Here is a 15194-nt window from a genome sequence, read left to right on the forward strand (position 1 = left end):
GTCGACGTGATCGTCCGGATGTGGGAGGCGCGTGCGGAGCCGTACGGCTTCACCGACCTGATCACCTGGGTCTGCGAGACCGCGTTGCCGGAACTGGAGCACGATCCGCTGCACGTGGTCAGCGAGGTCTTCTCCTCCACCGACCACCGGGTGGTGGTGATCTCGAAGTGGCGGAGCAGTCCCCGGTCGTTGCCGGATCCGCCGGCCATGCTGGTGGCCCGTCCGCCGCACTCGTGGGACTTCACCCCGGTCGACCGCTGACGGGGCACATGCGAAGGGCCGGGAGCGTGCTGCTCCCGGCCCTTCGTCGCGTACGCGGAGGTCAGTTGCGGCGCATGATCCGCCAGGTGGTCCAGCCGCCGACGCCGAGCGCGGCGAGGAAGACCACCCAGACGACGGTGGTGCCGACGCTGAACGTCGGGGTGAGCGGCGTACCGGCCTGGGCGGCGGCGACGAGCGAGTCGCTCTGCGCGGGCGGCATGGCGGCCGGGGGCATCTGGTTCCAGCGGACCAGGCCGGTGCTCTCCAACATGGACATGTGGTCGGTGACGAACTTGTTGGCGTCGTCGGCGAGCTTGCGGACGGTGGCGTCCCGGGTGGCGGCGCGGACCGCGCCGATCACCGGGAAGATCTTGCCGTGGGCGATCCGGAGCCGGGTGACGAAGATCTGGTCGAACTGGGCTCCGTTGGCCTCCTGCATCTCACCCAGCCACCCCTTCTGCTCGGCGGTGGCGTCCGAGGGCAGGAGCGCGCCGAGCTTGTTGGCGGCCTCGACGACGAGCAGGTCCAGCTGCTCGTGCTGGCGGGCGATCTCCGCGCCGATCTCCCGGACCCGCGGCGACTGTCCTCTTTCGGCGGCCATCGCGCCGGCCGGCATTTCCCACAACCCGGCCAGCCGGACGCCGACGAGAAGCGTCATGTCGGCCGCGTTGAGCTGTGCGGCGGGAGCGGCCACGGCCACGCCAGGCAGGGCGAAGAGCCCGGCCACGAGCGTGACAAGCAGCACCGCCACCCGGTGGGTCCGGTGCCCTGGCCGACGACGAGCGGATTCCAGCGGTGCCATGCTGCGGTGCCTCCTCGGTCCGGGCCGTGCGTGTTACGTCGGGCAGCTCATCCGCCGGCTGCCGTCGACCACTGGTACGGATCACCGGCCGGAAGGGTTCACCGGAACCGAAAACCGGCAATGAAGTGGACTCCAGCGCTGAGGCTTGGCTCAGCCGACGTCGAGGGGGTCGGCGAGGAGCCGCTCGAAGGCCAGCTCGGCCGCGCCGATCAGCGGCGCGTCGTCGCCGAGCTTGGGGGTACGCAGCCGCACGTGCTCCAGGCAGGCGGGGAGCCCGACCTGGTTGAGCCGGCTGCGGACCTGGGCGGCGGCGGCGAGGTACAGGTCACGCATGGTGCCACCGAAGATGACCATCTCCGGGTTGAAGATGTTGATCAGGTTGCCGACGCCGAAGCCGAGCCAGTCGCCGGCCTGACGTACCGCCACCTGGGCGCGGGCGTCGCCCCGGTCGGCGGCCTCGAAGACGGCCTGTAGCGCCTCCCGCCCCCGGGCCTCGCTGCGCCCGGCGGCCCGGAGCAGGCCGTGCTCCCCGATCTCCGTCTCCCAGCAGCCGCGGGAGCCGCACTCGCAGCGGGCCCCGTCCCGGGACACCACCATGTGCCCGACCTCCCCGCCGTACCCGCCGTACCCGCCGTGGCCGGTCAGCCGGCGTCCGCCGGCGATGATGCCGGCCCCGACGCCCACGTCGCCGTACAGGTAGATGACGTTGTCGCAACCGGCGGCGACCCCTCGCGCGTGCTCGGCGAAGGCCGCCACGTCGGCCACGTTGCCGACGGTGACCGGCAGGTCGATGCCGAGGGCGTCGGCGAGCGTGGCGCCGAGCGGTTCGTCCACCCAGCCGGTGCTGGGGCCGAGCCGGACCAGCCCGTCGGCCCGGCGAACCATGCCGCAGACCGCCACCCCCGCGCCCACGCAGCGGGCGTCCGCGGCGACCTGGTGGTGCATCTCGGTGAGCGCGCCGGCCAGCAGCGGGGCGGTCTCCGCGGCGTCCATGCCGCGCGGCCGGTCCAGGTCCCGGCGGTCGAGCACCTCGCCCCCGAGACCGACCCGCGCGGCGCGCAGCCGGTCCACCTCGATGGAGGACGCGTACGCGTACACCCGGGCCGACTCGGGCCGGACGACCAGCGACGGTCGCCCGGCCCGGCCGGTCTCCTTCGGGGCTCCCTCGCTGACCAGGCCGGCGCCGGCCAGGTCGGCGGTGAGCGCGCCGATGGTGCTGCGGTTGAGCCCGAGGGTGGTGGTGAGCTCCGCGCGGGTGGTCGCGCCGTGGACGTGTACGTGCCGCAGCAACGCCCCGAGGTTCTGCCGCCGGATCTCGTCCTGGCTCGGTCCTGCCCGCATGTTTCCCGGTGTTCCGTGTCCCGTTGGTCAGCGTCTGCCGGCGGTCAACGGGTGCCGGTGGAGGCGGCCCGCCGGCGGGTCAGGGCGTCGATGGTGGCCGCGGCGAGCAGCACCAGGCCGGTGACCACGTACTTGCGGCCCGAGCTGTAACCCATCAGTCCCATGCCGTTGTCGATGACCGCGACGAGCGCGCCACCGAGCACGGCGTCCAGGACGCGACCCTTGCCACCGAAGAGGCTGGTGCCGCCGATCACCGCCGCGCCGACGGCGTAGAGCAATACGTTGCTGCCACCGGTGTTGGGGTCGACGGAGTTGGCCCGGCTCGCCGCCACGATGCCGCCGACGGCGGCCATCGAGGAGCAGATCACGAAGACGGAGATGCGGATCCGGTCCACGTTGATGCCGGCCCGGCGGGCGGCCTCCCTGTTGCCGCCGACGGCGTAGACGTGCCGGCCGTAGCTGGTGCGCTGGAGCACGAAGGTCCACACGACCAGCAGCACCGCGATGATCGGCACCACGATCGGCACGCCCTTGAGCGAGACGACCAGGACGTTGCGGCTGCGTTCCAGGTTGAGCACGTAAACGGCGGCGCCGAGGATGACGCCGAGGCCGACGATCCGGGCGCCCACCACGGCGATCGGATCGGTGATCAGCCCGCGCGTGGCCCGGTTGCGGTGTCGCACCAGCTGCACGGTCGCGTACCCGGCCAAGGCCAGGGCGGCCAGCGTCCAGCCGAGCACGGGGGAGAGATTGCGGTTGGCGATCGCGACCAGGGTCTCGTCGCGTACCGAGATGTTGGCGCCCTCCTTCATGAGCTCCAGCACGACGCCCTGGAAGGCGAGGAAGCCGGCGAGGGTGACCACGAAGGACGGGATGCCCACCTTTGCGACCAGCAGGCCGAGGGTGGTGCCGATGACGACGCCGGTGGCGACGGCGGCGAGCACCGCCACGTACCAGGGGTAGCCGAACACGGTGACCACGTTGGCCAGCACGGCGGCGCAGACACCGCTGGCGAAACCGGCCGACAGGTCGATCTCCCCCAGCAGCAGGACGAAGACGAGGCCCATCGCGATCAGCGTGACCGCCGCACCCTGGGTGAACAGGTTCGCGAAGTTGCCGGCGGTGAAGAACGAGGGACTGTGGATGGAGAAGCCGACGCAGAGTGCGAGGAGCATGAGAACCGCAGGCAGCGCGCCAATGTCCCCGCCGCGTACCCGGCGCCAGTAGTTGTTCAGGTGGCTGCCGACCGTGGGCGCCGGCGCGACGGCGGCCGGGCCCTGCTCCTTGACGGCGGTGGTGGTCATCGGACGGCTCCCGGGATGGTGTCGGTGGACCCCGTGGCGGTATCGGCGCTGCCCGCACCCGCCTCGGCGAGACCGAGGTGGCCGGAGCGGCCGGCGGTGATCAGCTCGACCACCTGCGAGTGGGTGATGTCGGTGGTCTTCACCTGCGCGACCATCTGGCCCAGGTAGAGCGCGGCGATCCGGTCGGAGACGGCGAATACGTCGTTCATGTTGTGCGAGATGAGCACCACGGCCAGGCCCCGGTCGGCGAGCCGGCGGACCAGTTCCAGCACCTGGGCGGTCTGCGCGACGCCGAGCGCGGCGGTCGGTTCGTCGAGGATGACCAGCTTGCTGTTCCAGAGCACCGCCTTGGCGATGGCCACGGTCTGGCGCTGGCCGCCGGAGAGACTGGAGACGTGCTGGCGCAGCGACTTCACCGTACGGACGCTGAGCCCGGCGAGGGTCTCGGCGGCCATCTGCTCCATGGTGGGTTCGTCGAGCACCAGGCCGCTGTGCTTCTCCCGACCGAGGAACATGTTCTGCACGATGTCGAGGTTGTCGCAGAGCGCGAGGTCCTGGTAGACGACCTCGATGCCGAGCGCGGCGGCGTCCCGGGGGCCGCTGATGCTCACCGGACGACCCTCGAAGAGGAACTCGCCGCTGTCGGTGGGGTAGATGCCGCTGATGCACTTCACCAGGGTCGACTTGCCGGCGCCGTTGTCGCCGACGAGGGCGGTCACCTCGCCGGCATGAGCGGAGAAGGCGACGTCGCGGAGTACCTGGACGGGACCGAAACTCTTGTCGATCCCGCGTAGTTCCAGCAGGGGGGTCGCGGACACGGGGTTTCCTTTGCGCGGAGGGGAGATCGGAGCCGTCCGATGCGGGGCGCCGCCCGGCACGGAGGTGACCGTGCCGGGCGGCGCCGCCGGGGAGCGGGTGGGACGCGTACGGGTCAGCTGATGCCGGCGTCGGCGCAGAGCTTGGCGTACTCGCCGGCGCAGACCTCGTCCTTGGTGACGAATCCGTCGGCGATGACGTCCTTGACGCTCTCCTTGTAGATGGCCTTGGGGGTGAGCAGGACGGCGTCCACGTCACGGCCCCCCTCCGGGTCCTTGACCGTCTGACCGGTCTCCTTCTTCTCGCCCTTGGCCAAGGCGATGGCCAGGTCGGAGGCGGCCTTCGCCTCCTCCTTGATCGCCTTGTAGACGGTCATGCACTGGTCGCCGGCGAGGATGTTCTGCAGGCCCTGCACCGTGGCGTCCTGGCCGGTCACCGGGACCTTGCCGTTGAGCTTGTTCTTCTTCAGCACCGAGATGGCCGCGTTGCCGAGGCCGTCGTTGGCCGCCAGCACCCCGTCGATCTTGCCGCCGGCCTTGGTGAGCTGCTGCTCGAAGATCGTGGCGGCCTGGGTGTTGTCCCAGTCCGGCACGGAGTCGTCGGCGACCTTGGTGTATTCCTTCGAGTCGAACTTCGGCTTGAGCACCGAGTCGTACCCGCTCTTGAACAGCGTGGCGTTGTTGTCGGTCGGCGACCCGTTCAGGTAGGCGATCGCCGGGTTCTTGGCGCCCTTGTCGGTCAGGCACTTGGCCAGGCCCTCGCCCTGCAGCTTGCCGACGGCCTCGTTGTCGAAGCTGACGTAGTACTGCGCGGAGCCGCCGAGGGTGAGGCGGTCGTAGTCGATGGTGGCGACACCCTGCGACTTGGCCTTGTCGAGGACGGCCTTGCCGGTGCCGGAGTCCAGGTTGACGATCATCAGAACGGTGACCCCGTTGGTGATCATCTGGTCCGCGATGGTCTGGAAGGCGCCCTTGTCGCCCTGCGCGTTCTGGATGTCGTAGTCGACGTTCGCGGCCTTGAACGCCTCCTCCAGGAACTTGCGGTCCGCGCCCTCCCAGCGGGCGGAGGACTTGCTGTCCGGAAGGATCACGCCGATCTTCGGCTTCTTGTCGTTGCTGCCGCCGGCCTCGTTGCTGCCGGAGTTGTCGCCGCAGGCGACCATGCTGCCAGTGGCCAGCAGGCCCACGGCGGCGAAGGTGAGGAAGCCCTTGCGCATCTGCACGGGTCCTTTCGGGTTCTTGGGGGAGAGAACATGCCGTGTTTGTTGTGCCCGGCAACGTATTCCCGCCCACCAGTCGCCCGCAAGCCCGTCGAGGTCAGAAGATTGTTGGCTGCGGTAACAATTCAGCAACGTGGTTATGTCCCACCGGACATACACCCGCAATCACCTTGGGTGACCCTCCCCTTCCCCTGCGTTGATCATGGAGTTGGCGGTGGAGTTGATCGCCACTCAGGCCGCAACTTCATGATCAACCCGCCGGTTGGGGGTCAGGGATGGCTGGCGATGGGAGCGGGGGTGGCGCTGGTCAGGGTCACCAGATCCCCGGGGGAGAGTTCCAGCTGCAGGCCACGACGGCCGGCGCTGACGAAGACCGTGTCGTGGGTCAGCGCGGAGTTGTCCAGCACGAGGGGCAGCCGCTTGCGCTGGCCGAGCGGACTGATGCCGCCACGGACGTAGCCGGTGGCCCGCTCGGCGACCAGCCGGTCCGCGAGCACCGCCCGCTTCCCGCCGACCGCCGTCGCCAGGGCCTTCAGGTCCAGCTCGCCGGTGACCGGCACGACCGCCACGGTCAACGCGCCGTCGACCTCGCAGACCAGCGTCTTGAAGACCCGTTCCGGAGCAGCTCCGATGGCCGCCGCGACCAGCGCGCCATAGTTCGGCGCGTCGGCTGGGACCTGGTACGGATGGACGCGGTGCGCGATCCTCCGCTTCGCCAGTAGCGCCGTCGCCGGAGTGCTCTGTCCCGCCATGGCGTCACGCTAACCCGGTGGTACCCGCCCGGCCACCGCCCGCCGGTGCGGGGCGGCAGACCAGCGTCGTCGGCGCACCGGCGATCCTGGTCAGCACCAGGCTCGCCGCGTTGCCGCCGGCCAACTTCAGGTCGCGTCGCAGCTTCTCCGGCTCCAGCGCCGAACCTCGCTTGAGGATCTCCACCCGGCCGACGTGACGCTCGCGGAGCAGGGCGCGGAGGCGCTTCAGCGAGAACGGCAGCACATCGGTGATCTCCAGGCAGCGGGCGAACGGGGTGGCGGACGGGGTGTCCGCGTACAGGTAGGCGATGGTCGGATCGGCCAGTGTGGCGTCCAGCGCCTCGGCCAACTCGGCGACCAGGTGCGTGCGGACCACCGCCGCGTCCGGGTCGTACAGGTAACGGCGCACCGGCCCGACCGGGGCCTCGGCGTCCCCCGAACCGGTGAGGGTGTGGACCATGTCCCCGCGCAGCAGGCTCGCCCGGCGGGGCACCTCGGCCAGCCGCCCGCACCAGAGCGTCGCCTCCACCAGGTCGCCGTCCACGCTGACCCACTCCGCCTCCGCGCCGGCCGGGATCAGCGCGTGGTCGATGCCTGGGGCGACCTTCACCACCGGGTACGCCACCCGCTCCGTGAGGCTGGTCACGAAGTCCCAGGGCGGGGAGTAGAGGTTCGGGTCGAAGACGCGTCGCCCGGTACCGGCCCGCCGTCGCGCCGGATCGCAGAAGACACCCTCCACCCGGGACACGTCGAACCGCATCGCGTCGCCGACCTCCACGGTGAACAGTTCGGCCAGCCCGGCGGCCCCGGCGTTCAGGGCGGCCATCGCGGCGGTGACCGGATCCGCCTCCACTCCGTACACCCGGATGCCGGCACGGGCGGCGGCGAGCGCGTCGGCACCGATGCCGCAACCGAGGTCGGCGAGGCTGCGCACGCCGGCGGCGCGCAACCGGTCGGCCCGCCGCTGTGCGACCGGCCGGCGGGTGGCCTGTTCCAGCCCGGCCCGGGTGAGGAACATGCCGGCGGCCTCGGCGCCGAACTTCCCGACCGCCCGTCGGCGTAGCTCGGCCTGGGTGAGCGCGGCGGCGGCCAGCCCCGCCGGCACCCCGGCCGAGCGGAGCGCGGCCGCCGCGGTCAGCGGGTCGCCGCCGGCCAGCTCGGTCGCCGCGGCGAGCGCTGCCGACCCCTCGGGGGTACGCAGCGCGGCAAGCTGGTCGAGATCCACCCTGCCATTGTCCCGGCCCGGCCCGCAGTGGCTGGCGGTGGTGTCAGCGCGTGGGGGTCGTGGCGACGAAGGCCCGCCAGCTCGACGGGGCGAACGCGAGCACCGGGCCGGCCGGGTCCTTGCTGTCCCGGACGGCGACGACGCCGGGCAGGTTGGCGGCGACCTCGACGCAGGCGCCGCCGTTGGCGTTACTGCGGGAGGACTTGCGCCAGGTGGCGTGGGTCAGGTCCATGTCTTCGCCACTTCCATGATGATTCGGGTGGACTGCCCCAGCGGCAGCGCCTCGGCGTTCACAGTCTCCCAGCGCCGGCCGAGGGCGGCAATGTCGTTCGGGCTGTCCACGGTCTGCCCCCGGAGCTGGTTGTCCAGGTGGGCCAGCTCGACGCCGCCGTCGAGCCGGGCCAGGATGAACGCCCCGTGGAGCCCGATATGCCAGGGGGCGTCGGCCGGCACGACCCGCACCTGCACGTTCGGCTCGGCGGCGACGGTCAGCAGGTGTTCCAGTTGCTCGGCCATGGCGGCCCGGTCGCCGACCTGCCGGCGCAGCGCCTGTTCCTCCAGCACGGCGACGAACTGGGGCCGCCGGTCGCCGGCGAGCACCGCCTGCCGGGCCAGCCGGGCCACCACCCGCGCCTCGACCTCGTCGGCGGTCAGCTCGCCGCCCAGGGCGAGCATCGCCCGCGCGTACGCCTCGGTCTGGAGCAGCCCGGGGATCACCGTGGGGTCGTACCAGCGCAGCGAGGTCGCCTCCCGCTCGACCTCCTCCCACGGGCGGAACCAGTCGGGCGCGGCGTGGAACCGGATCAGCTCCAGCATGGTGCCGAAGAGGTCGCCGGTGTCCAGCGCCCGGTCCAGCCGGGCTAGGTAGTCCGGGGTGACCGGGGCGTGGCCCAGCTCGACCGCGCTCACGTGCGACGACGAGTAGTTGACCAGCTTGCCCAGTTCCTCCTGGCTGAGTCCCTGCGCCTGGCGGGCCCGGCGTAGCTGGGCCCGCAGGAACGTCAGTGTCGGTATCCGGGACACCGGTCTCTCCTCTCCACGGCTTCGGCAGCGGCCACCGACCGTAGGGATCCGGCCACCCTGTGGCGAGGGCTTGTCGGCATGTCGCGGTGACGACTGGCGGAACTGTGGCGGCACGGCGATTCGGCCGGGGTGGGGTCGCGGTGGCTCGGTCCACTCCGCTTGCGGTAGGTGGGGGTGTTGTCGCGGGCGGACACCGCGACATGCGGAGATCGAAGTGGGTCAAGGTGCGGAAGCCCTGCAAACGGGGTGGGGTCCTGCCCGGCGTGACGGCGACACGAGGACGTGCGTTGGCACTCTCCTTGACGGAGTGCTAGCCGAGGAATAACCTGCGATTAGCACTCTCACCCTGAGGGTGCCAGCTTCCGGGCCTTTCGGCGCGGAGGCTGAACGCCAGGCGGACCGGCACCCGCGACGACGGCCCCGCCCGGTGGCATGTGGCAGATTGACGCTGGTCGGCCTCGCCGTCCGGCTACGAAACCAGTACCCCAGGAGGGTATGCCCGTGACTACCGCGACCAAGGTTGCGATCAAGCCGCTCGAGGACCGGATCGTGGTCCAGGCGAACGAGGCTGAGACCACCACGGCGTCGGGCATCGTGATCCCCGACACCGCCAAGGAGAAGCCGCAGGAGGGCACCGTCCTCGCTGTCGGCCCGGGCCGGATCGACGACAAGGGCAACCGCGTGCCGCTCGACGTCAAGGTCGGCGACACCGTCCTCTACTCGAAGTACGGCGGCACCGAGGTCAAGTACGCCGGCGAGGAGTACCTGGTGCTCTCCGCCCGTGACGTCCTCGCGGTCATCGAGAAGTAAGCAACCGATCAGTGTCGTTGCCCCGGTCCGGCTCGCCGGGCCGGGGCACCGTCGCTTCGAAGGGACATACATGGCGAAGATCCTGAGCTTCTCGGACGACGCCCGGCACCTGCTGGAGCACGGTGTCAACGCCCTCGCGGACGTGGTCAAGGTGACCCTCGGCCCGCGCGGGCGCAACGTCGTCCTGGACAAGAAATTCGGTGCGCCGACGATCACCAACGACGGTGTGACCATCGCCAAGGAGATCGAGCTCACCAACCCGTACGAGAACCTCGGCGCGCAGCTGGTCAAGGAGGTGGCGACGAAGACCAACGACGTCGCCGGCGACGGGACCACCACCGCCACCGTGCTGGCCCAGGCGATGGTCCGCGAGGGCCTGCGCAACGTGACCGCCGGGGCCAACCCGACCGGTCTCAAGCGGGGTATCGACGCGGCGGCCGCCAAGGTCTCCGAGGCGCTGCTCGGCCGCGCCGTCGAGGTCTCCAGCAAGGAGGCGATCGCCAACGTCGCGACGATCTCCGCGCAGGACGCCACCATCGGCGAGCTGATCGCCGAGGCGATGGAGAAGGTCGGCCGCGACGGTGTCATCACCGTCGAGGAGGGCTCCGCGCTCACGACCGAGCTCGACGTCACCGAGGGTCTCCAGTTCGACAAGGGCTTCATCTCGCCGAACTTCGTCACTGACGTGGAGGCGCAGGAGGCGGTCCTGGAGGACCCGTACATCCTCATCACCACGCAGAAGATCTCGGCGATCGAGGAGCTGCTGCCGCTGCTGGAGAAGGTTCTCCAGAACAGCAAGCCGCTGCTGATCATCGCCGAGGACGTCGAGGGCCAGGCGCTGTCGACCCTGGTGGTCAACGCGATCCGCAAGACCGTCAAGGTCTGCGCGGTCAAGGCCCCCGGGTTCGGCGACCGCCGCAAGGCGATGCTCCAGGACATGGCGATCCTGACCGGCGCCGAGCTGGTCGCCCCGGAGCTGGGCTACAAGCTCGACCAGGTCGGCCTGGAGGTGCTCGGCACCGCCCGGCGGGTCGTGGTCGACAAGGAGAACACCACCGTCGTCGACGGTGGCGGTCAGGCCGCCGAGGTCGCCGACCGGGTCGCGCAGATCCGCAAGGAGATCGAGGCGTCCGACTCCGAGTGGGACCGGGAGAAGCTGGCCGAGCGGCTGGCGAAGCTCTCCGGCGGCATCGCGGTCATCAAGGTGGGCGCGGCGACCGAGGTCGAGATGAAGGAGCGCAAGCACCGCATCGAGGACGCCATCGCCGCGACCAAGGCCGCGGTCGAGGAGGGTACGGTCCCCGGCGGCGGCGCCGCCCTGGCCCAGATCCTCCCGGCGCTCGACGATGACCTGGGCCTCACCGGCGACGAGAAGGTCGGTGTGTCGATCGTGCGCAAGGCGCTGGTCGAGCCGCTGCGTTGGATCGCCCAGAACGCCGGCCACGACGGCTACGTGGTGGTGCAGAAGGTCGCCGGCAAGGAGTGGGGCCACGGCCTCGACGCCGCCACCGGCAGCTACGTCGACCTGGTGAAGTCCGGCATCATCGACCCGGTGAAGGTGACCCGCAACGCCGTCACCAACGCCGCGTCGATCGCCGGCCTGCTGCTCACCACGGAGAGCCTCGTGGTGGAGAAGCCGGCGAAGCCGGAGCCGGCCGCCGCCGGTGGCCACGGCCACGGCCACGGCCACCAGCACGGTCCGGGTTTCTGACGACCCGACCACACGGCAGACGAAGGGCGCACCGTCATCGCGACGGTGCGCCCTTCGGCGTCTGTCAGGGCGGGTCCGTCCCGCCGCCCGCGGCGTCTCGCAGGCGAGCGTCAAGCGGTGCCCGGCGTTGGTTACGGAACGCTGACGTGGTTGGCGCAGCACCCGGCCGGCCGATCAGACTGGGTTGATGAGCAGCACCCCTCGCGGCCTGGCCGCACTGGCCGGGATCACCGCCGCGGTGGTGGCGATCGGGGCCGCCGAGCCGGTGGCGGTCCTCACCGGTCCCCGGTCGGCGCCGCTGATCGCCGTCGGTGGGCTCGTGGTGGACGTCGTCCCCGAGCCGCTGAAGCAGTTCGCCATCGCCGTCTTCGGCCGGTACGACAAGATCGCCCTGCTGGTCGGGACGGCGCTGCTGCTGGCCGCCGCCGCCGCGTTGCTCGGGCGGGCGGCGGTACGTCGACTGTGGCTCGGCCTGGCCGGTGTCGCGGCCTTCACCATCCTCGGGGTGGCCGCCGCGCTCAGCCGGGCCGGCGCGGACGCCACCGACGCGCTGCCCGCGCTGGTCGGCGGGGGACTGGGCGCGCTGACGCTCTGGGCCTTCCTGGCCGGGCCGCTGGAGATCGACCCGTGGCCGTGGACCCCACCGACGCCCCCAGCAGCCCCGGCCGCCGCCGGGCGGTCGGCCGGTCAGCTGCCGTGGGACGCCGCTGCGGGGGCGCGGCAAACCCCACGTGGCGTGGAGGCCGTCGGCGCGGTGCCGGCGGCCGGTCCGGCGGAGGCGCCCGGCGGGGTGCCGGCGGCTGGTGGCGCGCGGGACCCAGGGGGACGGGCAACGGACGGGCCGACGCCGGTGGGCGGCATCGATCCGCAGGCGCGGCGGCGGTTCCTGCGCGGTGTGGGTGTGCTGGCCGGCGCGGCGGCGGTCACCGGCGTGGGCGGGCACTGGCTCGCCGGCCGGCGTGACGTGTCGGCGGCCCGGCGGGGCGTCCGGCTGCCCGCCCCGGTCTCCCCGGCCCCGGCTGTCCCGGCCGGTGCGGACCTGTCGCTGGCGCAGCTCGCCCCGTACGTCACCCCCGGCAGCGGCTTCTACCGGATCGACACGGCCCTGGTGGTGCCGCAGGTGGACCCAGAGAGCTGGCGGCTGCGCATCCACGGGCGGGTTCGTCGCCCGGTCGAGCTGAGCTACGCCGACCTGCTCGCCCGACCGATGGTCGAGCGGTACGTGACCCTGGCCTGCGTCTCCAACGAGGTGGGCGGCGATCTGATCGGCAACGCCCGCTGGTTGGGCGTACCGATCGGCGAGCTGCTGGACGAGGTCGAGCCGGAGGCGGGCGCGGACCAGGTGGTGGGGCGCTCGGTGGACGGCTGGACCTGCGGCACCCCGACCGCGGTGCTGCGCGACGGGCGGGACGCGCTGCTGGCGGTCGGCATGAACGGCGAACCGCTGCCGGTCGCGCACGGCTTCCCGGTCCGGATGGTGGTGCCCGGCCTGTACGGGTACGTCTCGGCCTGCAAGTGGGTGGCCGAGCTGGAGCTGACCAGCTTCGCCGACTTCGACGCGTACTGGGTGCCCCGCGGATGGTCGGCCCAGGGGCCGGTGAAGACCCAGTCCCGGATCGACACGCCGCGTCCACGCAACCGGTTGACCGCCGGGCCGGTCATGGTGGCCGGGGTGGCCTGGGCACAGCACCGCGGCATCGGCCGGGTGGAGGTGCGCGTCGACGACGAGCCGTGGCGGGAGGCCACGCTCGCCCCGACGGTTTCGGTGGACACCTGGGTGCAGTGGTCGTGGCGCTGGACGGCCACCGCGGGCCGGCACACCCTCCAGGTCCGGGCCACCGATGCCACCGGCGCGACCCAGACCGGGCAGGAGCAGCCGGTCGCCCCCGATGGTGCCACCGGTTGGCACACGGTGACGGTGACCGTCCGCTGAGGCACCGGGGCCCGTACATCCGTGACGTGGCGGCGCCGCGTCCGAGGTGCGGGACGCGGCGCCGGCGGGTGGCGGTCGGGATCAGGCGATCTTGCGCTGCTCCGGTACGGCGGACTTGTGCGGGTGGCCCAGCCGCGCCTCCAGCCGGGCGATGTCGACCCGGGTCTGGCGGCGGTCGGCGAGGTCCTCCCAGCCGAGGGCGAGCAGGCGCAGTCGCTCGGACTCGCTGAACCCGCCCCAGACGCCGTACGGCTCACGCACGGAGAGAGCGTGGGCGGCGCACTCGGCCCGGACGGGGCAGGCGCGGCAAACTGCCTTGGCGCCGGACTCGCGGCGCAGGCGTGAGGAGCCGCGCTCGCCGTCCGGGTGGAAGAACTGGGCGCTGTCGCGGCCTCGGCACGCGCCCAGCCGCTGCCAGTCCCACAGGTCGACGATGGGTCCGGGCAGTCTACGTACGTTCGACATCAGCACCCCTCCTCCCGCGCGGCACCGCGGAAGATCCTCGTTGAACCGGCGTCCGGGTGGTGTCCGCGCAGGCGCACCGTATCCGGCCTGGCGTCTCGGTACCCGAGCTTTACCCGGCTCACACGTGTGTGATCGAAAACCACGGCAACTCGCGGCAAATGCCCCATATGTCGGAAAAGTTCGGAGGATTGCCGGGAACCTCCTCCCCGGGAGACCCGGCCATGGTCTGCTCTCTGCGGAGAGGAGACCACAGTGCGTAACGTTCTCGTCTGTGTACGAACACCGCTCGCCGCGCAGCAGTTGACGTCGGCCGCCACACGGCTCGGCCTGGCCGCGGTCGTGCGGACGGCCGTCTCCGACCCCGAGGTGATGCTGCGGCTCGCCGAACGCCCGGTCGACGTCGTGCTCGCCGACACCGCCCTCACCCGACCCGACAGCGCCGGGTTCGTCCGCCGGGTGCTGGCCCGCGCGCCCCAGGCCGCGGTGCTGCTGCTCGGCGCGGAGGAGTCCGACGCCGCGGCGGCCACCATCAGCGCCGGTGCCCGGGGCCTGATCCAGGGCACCGACCACGACCTGACCAGCGCGGTGGCCAAGGCCCTGCTGTTGCTCTCCGCCCCCGGTCGCACGAACCGTCACCGGGTGACCGACCCGGCGCGGGACACCGCGGCGGTCGGCGCGCCGCCCCGGCCCACCGCCGGCCGGAACCCGACCAAGCCGGGGCCCGGCTGGTCAGCCGTGGGCGACGGGCCCGGCGGCACCCCGGCCGTGGTGCCGGTGCAGCGCGGCGACGACGAGGTCGAGGCGGAAACCGCCGAGGCGGAGGCCCCGGTGCCGGCGGGCCAGCGGGGCGGACCCACCACCCGGGGCGGACGCGGCGCGGTCGGGCTGACCGAACGGGAGTTGCAGGTGCTGCTCGGCATGGCCGAGGGGAAGAGCAACGCCGAGATCGGGCGGGAGCTGTTCGTCTCCGAGGACACCGTCAAGACCCACGCCCGCCGGCTGTTCCGCAAGCTCGGCGCCCGGGACCGGGCGCACGCGGTGGCCGCCGGTTTCCGCGCCGGCCTGGTCGCCTGAGCTGTCGCGGCGCGGTCAGTCGCCGCTGGTCCCGTCGTCCTCGGCGGCCTCGGTCAGCGTGTCGTGTACGCCGTCGGCGTAGCCGCGCGCGTATTCCCAGGTGACGTAGTGGTCCGGATCCGGGTCGTACGCCGGCTCGTGCACCCGGGGCTGGCCCGAGTTCAGCAGGTGGCGCAGGTTGCCCCGGAGCAGGTCCCAGTCGAAGTAGTGCGGCTCACGGCAGTCCTCGCACTCGATGACCAGCCCGCGCACCCCGATCGGCGCCAGCAGGGCCTGGTAGATCTCCAGGTCGGCCAGATCCTCCAGCACGTCCTGGCGCTCGGCCTCGGTCAGCGGGTCGAGCTGATCCTCGTCACGCGGATCGTGCAGGCTGGCAGCCGGATCGGCCGGGTCGCCGTTGAACGGGTCGATGGGCTCGTCGTGCACCCCCTCACCGTAGTCCCCGCAGGCCCCGGACG

Annotated in this window: 16 protein-coding genes; 5 read left to right on the forward strand and 11 right to left on the reverse strand. The window is 72.0% G+C overall.

All coding sequences use genetic code 11. The features are described 5' to 3' along the window. Positions 1-6 precede the first annotated feature (6 nt). Positions 7-261 carry a hypothetical protein gene (locus E1166_RS15650; RefSeq protein WP_132267854.1) on the forward strand — a complete coding sequence of 85 codons (255 nt, stop codon included), beginning with the start codon at positions 7-9 and terminating at the stop codon, positions 259-261. A gap of 61 nt (positions 262-322) precedes the next feature. Here the strand turns inward: E1166_RS15650 and E1166_RS15655 are convergent, their stop codons facing one another. The 9 genes from E1166_RS15655 to E1166_RS15695 all read right to left on the reverse strand — a co-directional run bounded on the left by E1166_RS15655 (position 323) and on the right by E1166_RS15695 (position 8743). Further along, positions 323-1063: a DUF4142 domain-containing protein gene (locus tag E1166_RS15655; protein WP_132267825.1), complete on the reverse strand. Its 741-nt coding sequence runs from the start codon at positions 1061-1063 to the stop codon at positions 323-325. Between the two features lie 150 nt (positions 1064-1213). Continuing rightward, positions 1214-2404: an ROK family protein gene (locus E1166_RS15660; protein ID WP_132339620.1), complete on the reverse strand. Its 1191-nt coding sequence runs from the start codon at positions 2402-2404 to the stop codon at positions 1214-1216. A gap of 44 nt (positions 2405-2448) precedes the next feature. Next, complete coding sequence (locus E1166_RS15665; RefSeq protein WP_132339622.1) at positions 2449-3708, reverse strand: ABC transporter permease; 1260 nt, start codon at positions 3706-3708, stop codon at positions 2449-2451. After that, on the reverse strand, positions 3705-4526 hold the full coding sequence (locus E1166_RS15670) for an ATP-binding cassette domain-containing protein (protein WP_132339624.1): 822 nt from the start codon (positions 4524-4526) through the stop codon (positions 3705-3707). The genes E1166_RS15665 and E1166_RS15670 overlap by 4 nt, the downstream gene beginning before the upstream one ends. Before the next feature lie 113 nt (positions 4527-4639). Beyond that, entirely contained in the window at positions 4640-5740 is a 1101-nt protein-coding gene (locus E1166_RS15675; RefSeq protein WP_132269831.1) for a sugar ABC transporter substrate-binding protein, read from the reverse strand. Positions 5741-6012: 272 nt separating this feature from the next. Beyond that, complete coding sequence (gene ybaK / locus E1166_RS15680) at positions 6013-6495, reverse strand: Cys-tRNA(Pro) deacylase (RefSeq protein WP_132339626.1); 483 nt, start codon at positions 6493-6495, stop codon at positions 6013-6015. A gap of 4 nt (positions 6496-6499) precedes the next feature. Beyond that, positions 6500-7720, reverse strand: a complete 1221-nt coding sequence (locus E1166_RS15685; protein ID WP_132339628.1) for a methyltransferase domain-containing protein — start codon at positions 7718-7720, stop codon at positions 6500-6502. A gap of 43 nt (positions 7721-7763) precedes the next feature. Beyond that, positions 7764-7952, reverse strand: coding sequence for a DUF397 domain-containing protein (locus E1166_RS15690; protein WP_132339630.1), 189 nt, complete (start codon positions 7950-7952; stop codon positions 7764-7766). Then, positions 7943-8743: a helix-turn-helix transcriptional regulator gene (locus E1166_RS15695; protein ID WP_243710370.1), complete on the reverse strand. Its 801-nt coding sequence runs from the start codon at positions 8741-8743 to the stop codon at positions 7943-7945. Before E1166_RS15695 ends, E1166_RS15690 begins: the two co-directional genes overlap by 10 nt. A 495-nt stretch (positions 8744-9238) precedes the next feature. Between E1166_RS15695 and groES the strand changes: the two genes are divergently transcribed. From groES to E1166_RS15710, 3 genes are all read left to right on the forward strand, one after another. Next, positions 9239-9553 (forward strand): co-chaperone GroES, encoded by a 315-nt coding sequence (gene groES / locus E1166_RS15700; RefSeq protein WP_089005269.1) that lies wholly within the window; start codon positions 9239-9241, stop codon positions 9551-9553. A gap of 70 nt (positions 9554-9623) precedes the next feature. After that, positions 9624-11264: a chaperonin GroEL gene (gene groL / locus E1166_RS15705; RefSeq protein ID WP_132339632.1), complete on the forward strand. Its 1641-nt coding sequence runs from the start codon at positions 9624-9626 to the stop codon at positions 11262-11264. 187 nt (positions 11265-11451) lie between these two features. Then, complete coding sequence (locus E1166_RS15710) at positions 11452-13197, forward strand: molybdopterin-dependent oxidoreductase (protein WP_132339634.1); 1746 nt, start codon at positions 11452-11454, stop codon at positions 13195-13197. Between the two features lie 81 nt (positions 13198-13278). On the opposite strand, the gene E1166_RS15715 is transcribed toward E1166_RS15710, so the two are convergent. Next, positions 13279-13662 carry a WhiB family transcriptional regulator gene (locus E1166_RS15715; protein WP_132269847.1) on the reverse strand — a complete coding sequence of 128 codons (384 nt, stop codon included), beginning with the start codon at positions 13660-13662 and terminating at the stop codon, positions 13279-13281. A gap of 252 nt (positions 13663-13914) precedes the next feature. Between E1166_RS15715 and E1166_RS15720 the strand changes: the two genes are divergently transcribed. After that, positions 13915-14736 (forward strand): helix-turn-helix transcriptional regulator, encoded by an 822-nt coding sequence (locus E1166_RS15720; RefSeq protein WP_132269849.1) that lies wholly within the window; start codon positions 13915-13917, stop codon positions 14734-14736. A 15-nt stretch (positions 14737-14751) separates the two neighbouring features. Here E1166_RS15720 and E1166_RS15725 read toward each other — a convergent pair whose 3' ends face one another. Then, positions 14752-15162 (reverse strand): DUF5319 domain-containing protein, encoded by a 411-nt coding sequence (locus E1166_RS15725; RefSeq protein ID WP_132269851.1) that lies wholly within the window; start codon positions 15160-15162, stop codon positions 14752-14754. Between the last annotated feature and the right edge of the window lie 32 nt (positions 15163-15194).

It is taken from the genome of Micromonospora sp. KC213 (assembly GCF_004348325.1).
In the GTDB taxonomy this organism is placed as follows: Bacteria; Actinomycetota; Actinomycetes; order Mycobacteriales; family Micromonosporaceae; genus Micromonospora.

Excerpts from the sequence above, each read along its gene's own strand:
- E1166_RS15690 (WP_132339630.1), bottom strand. The coding sequence starts at position 7,952 with ATGGACCTGACCCACGCCACCTGGCGCAAGTCCTCCCGCAGTAACGCC.
- E1166_RS15715 (WP_132269847.1), bottom strand. The coding sequence starts at position 13,662 with ATGTCGAACGTACGTAGACTGCCCGGACCCATCGTCGACCTGTGGGAC.
- ybaK (WP_132339626.1), bottom strand. The coding sequence starts at position 6,495 with ATGGCGGGACAGAGCACTCCGGCGACGGCGCTACTGGCGAAGCGGAGG.
- E1166_RS15665 (WP_132339622.1), bottom strand. The coding sequence starts at position 3,708 with ATGACCACCACCGCCGTCAAGGAGCAGGGCCCGGCCGCCGTCGCGCCG.
- groL (WP_132339632.1), top strand. The coding sequence starts at position 9,624 with ATGGCGAAGATCCTGAGCTTCTCGGACGACGCCCGGCACCTGCTGGAG.
- E1166_RS15675 (WP_132269831.1), bottom strand. The coding sequence starts at position 5,740 with ATGCGCAAGGGCTTCCTCACCTTCGCCGCCGTGGGCCTGCTGGCCACT.
- E1166_RS15655 (WP_132267825.1), bottom strand. The coding sequence starts at position 1,063 with ATGGCACCGCTGGAATCCGCTCGTCGTCGGCCAGGGCACCGGACCCAC.
- E1166_RS15710 (WP_132339634.1), top strand. The coding sequence starts at position 11,452 with ATGAGCAGCACCCCTCGCGGCCTGGCCGCACTGGCCGGGATCACCGCC.
- E1166_RS15660 (WP_132339620.1), bottom strand. The coding sequence starts at position 2,404 with ATGCGGGCAGGACCGAGCCAGGACGAGATCCGGCGGCAGAACCTCGGG.
- groES (WP_089005269.1), top strand. The coding sequence starts at position 9,239 with ATGCCCGTGACTACCGCGACCAAGGTTGCGATCAAGCCGCTCGAGGAC.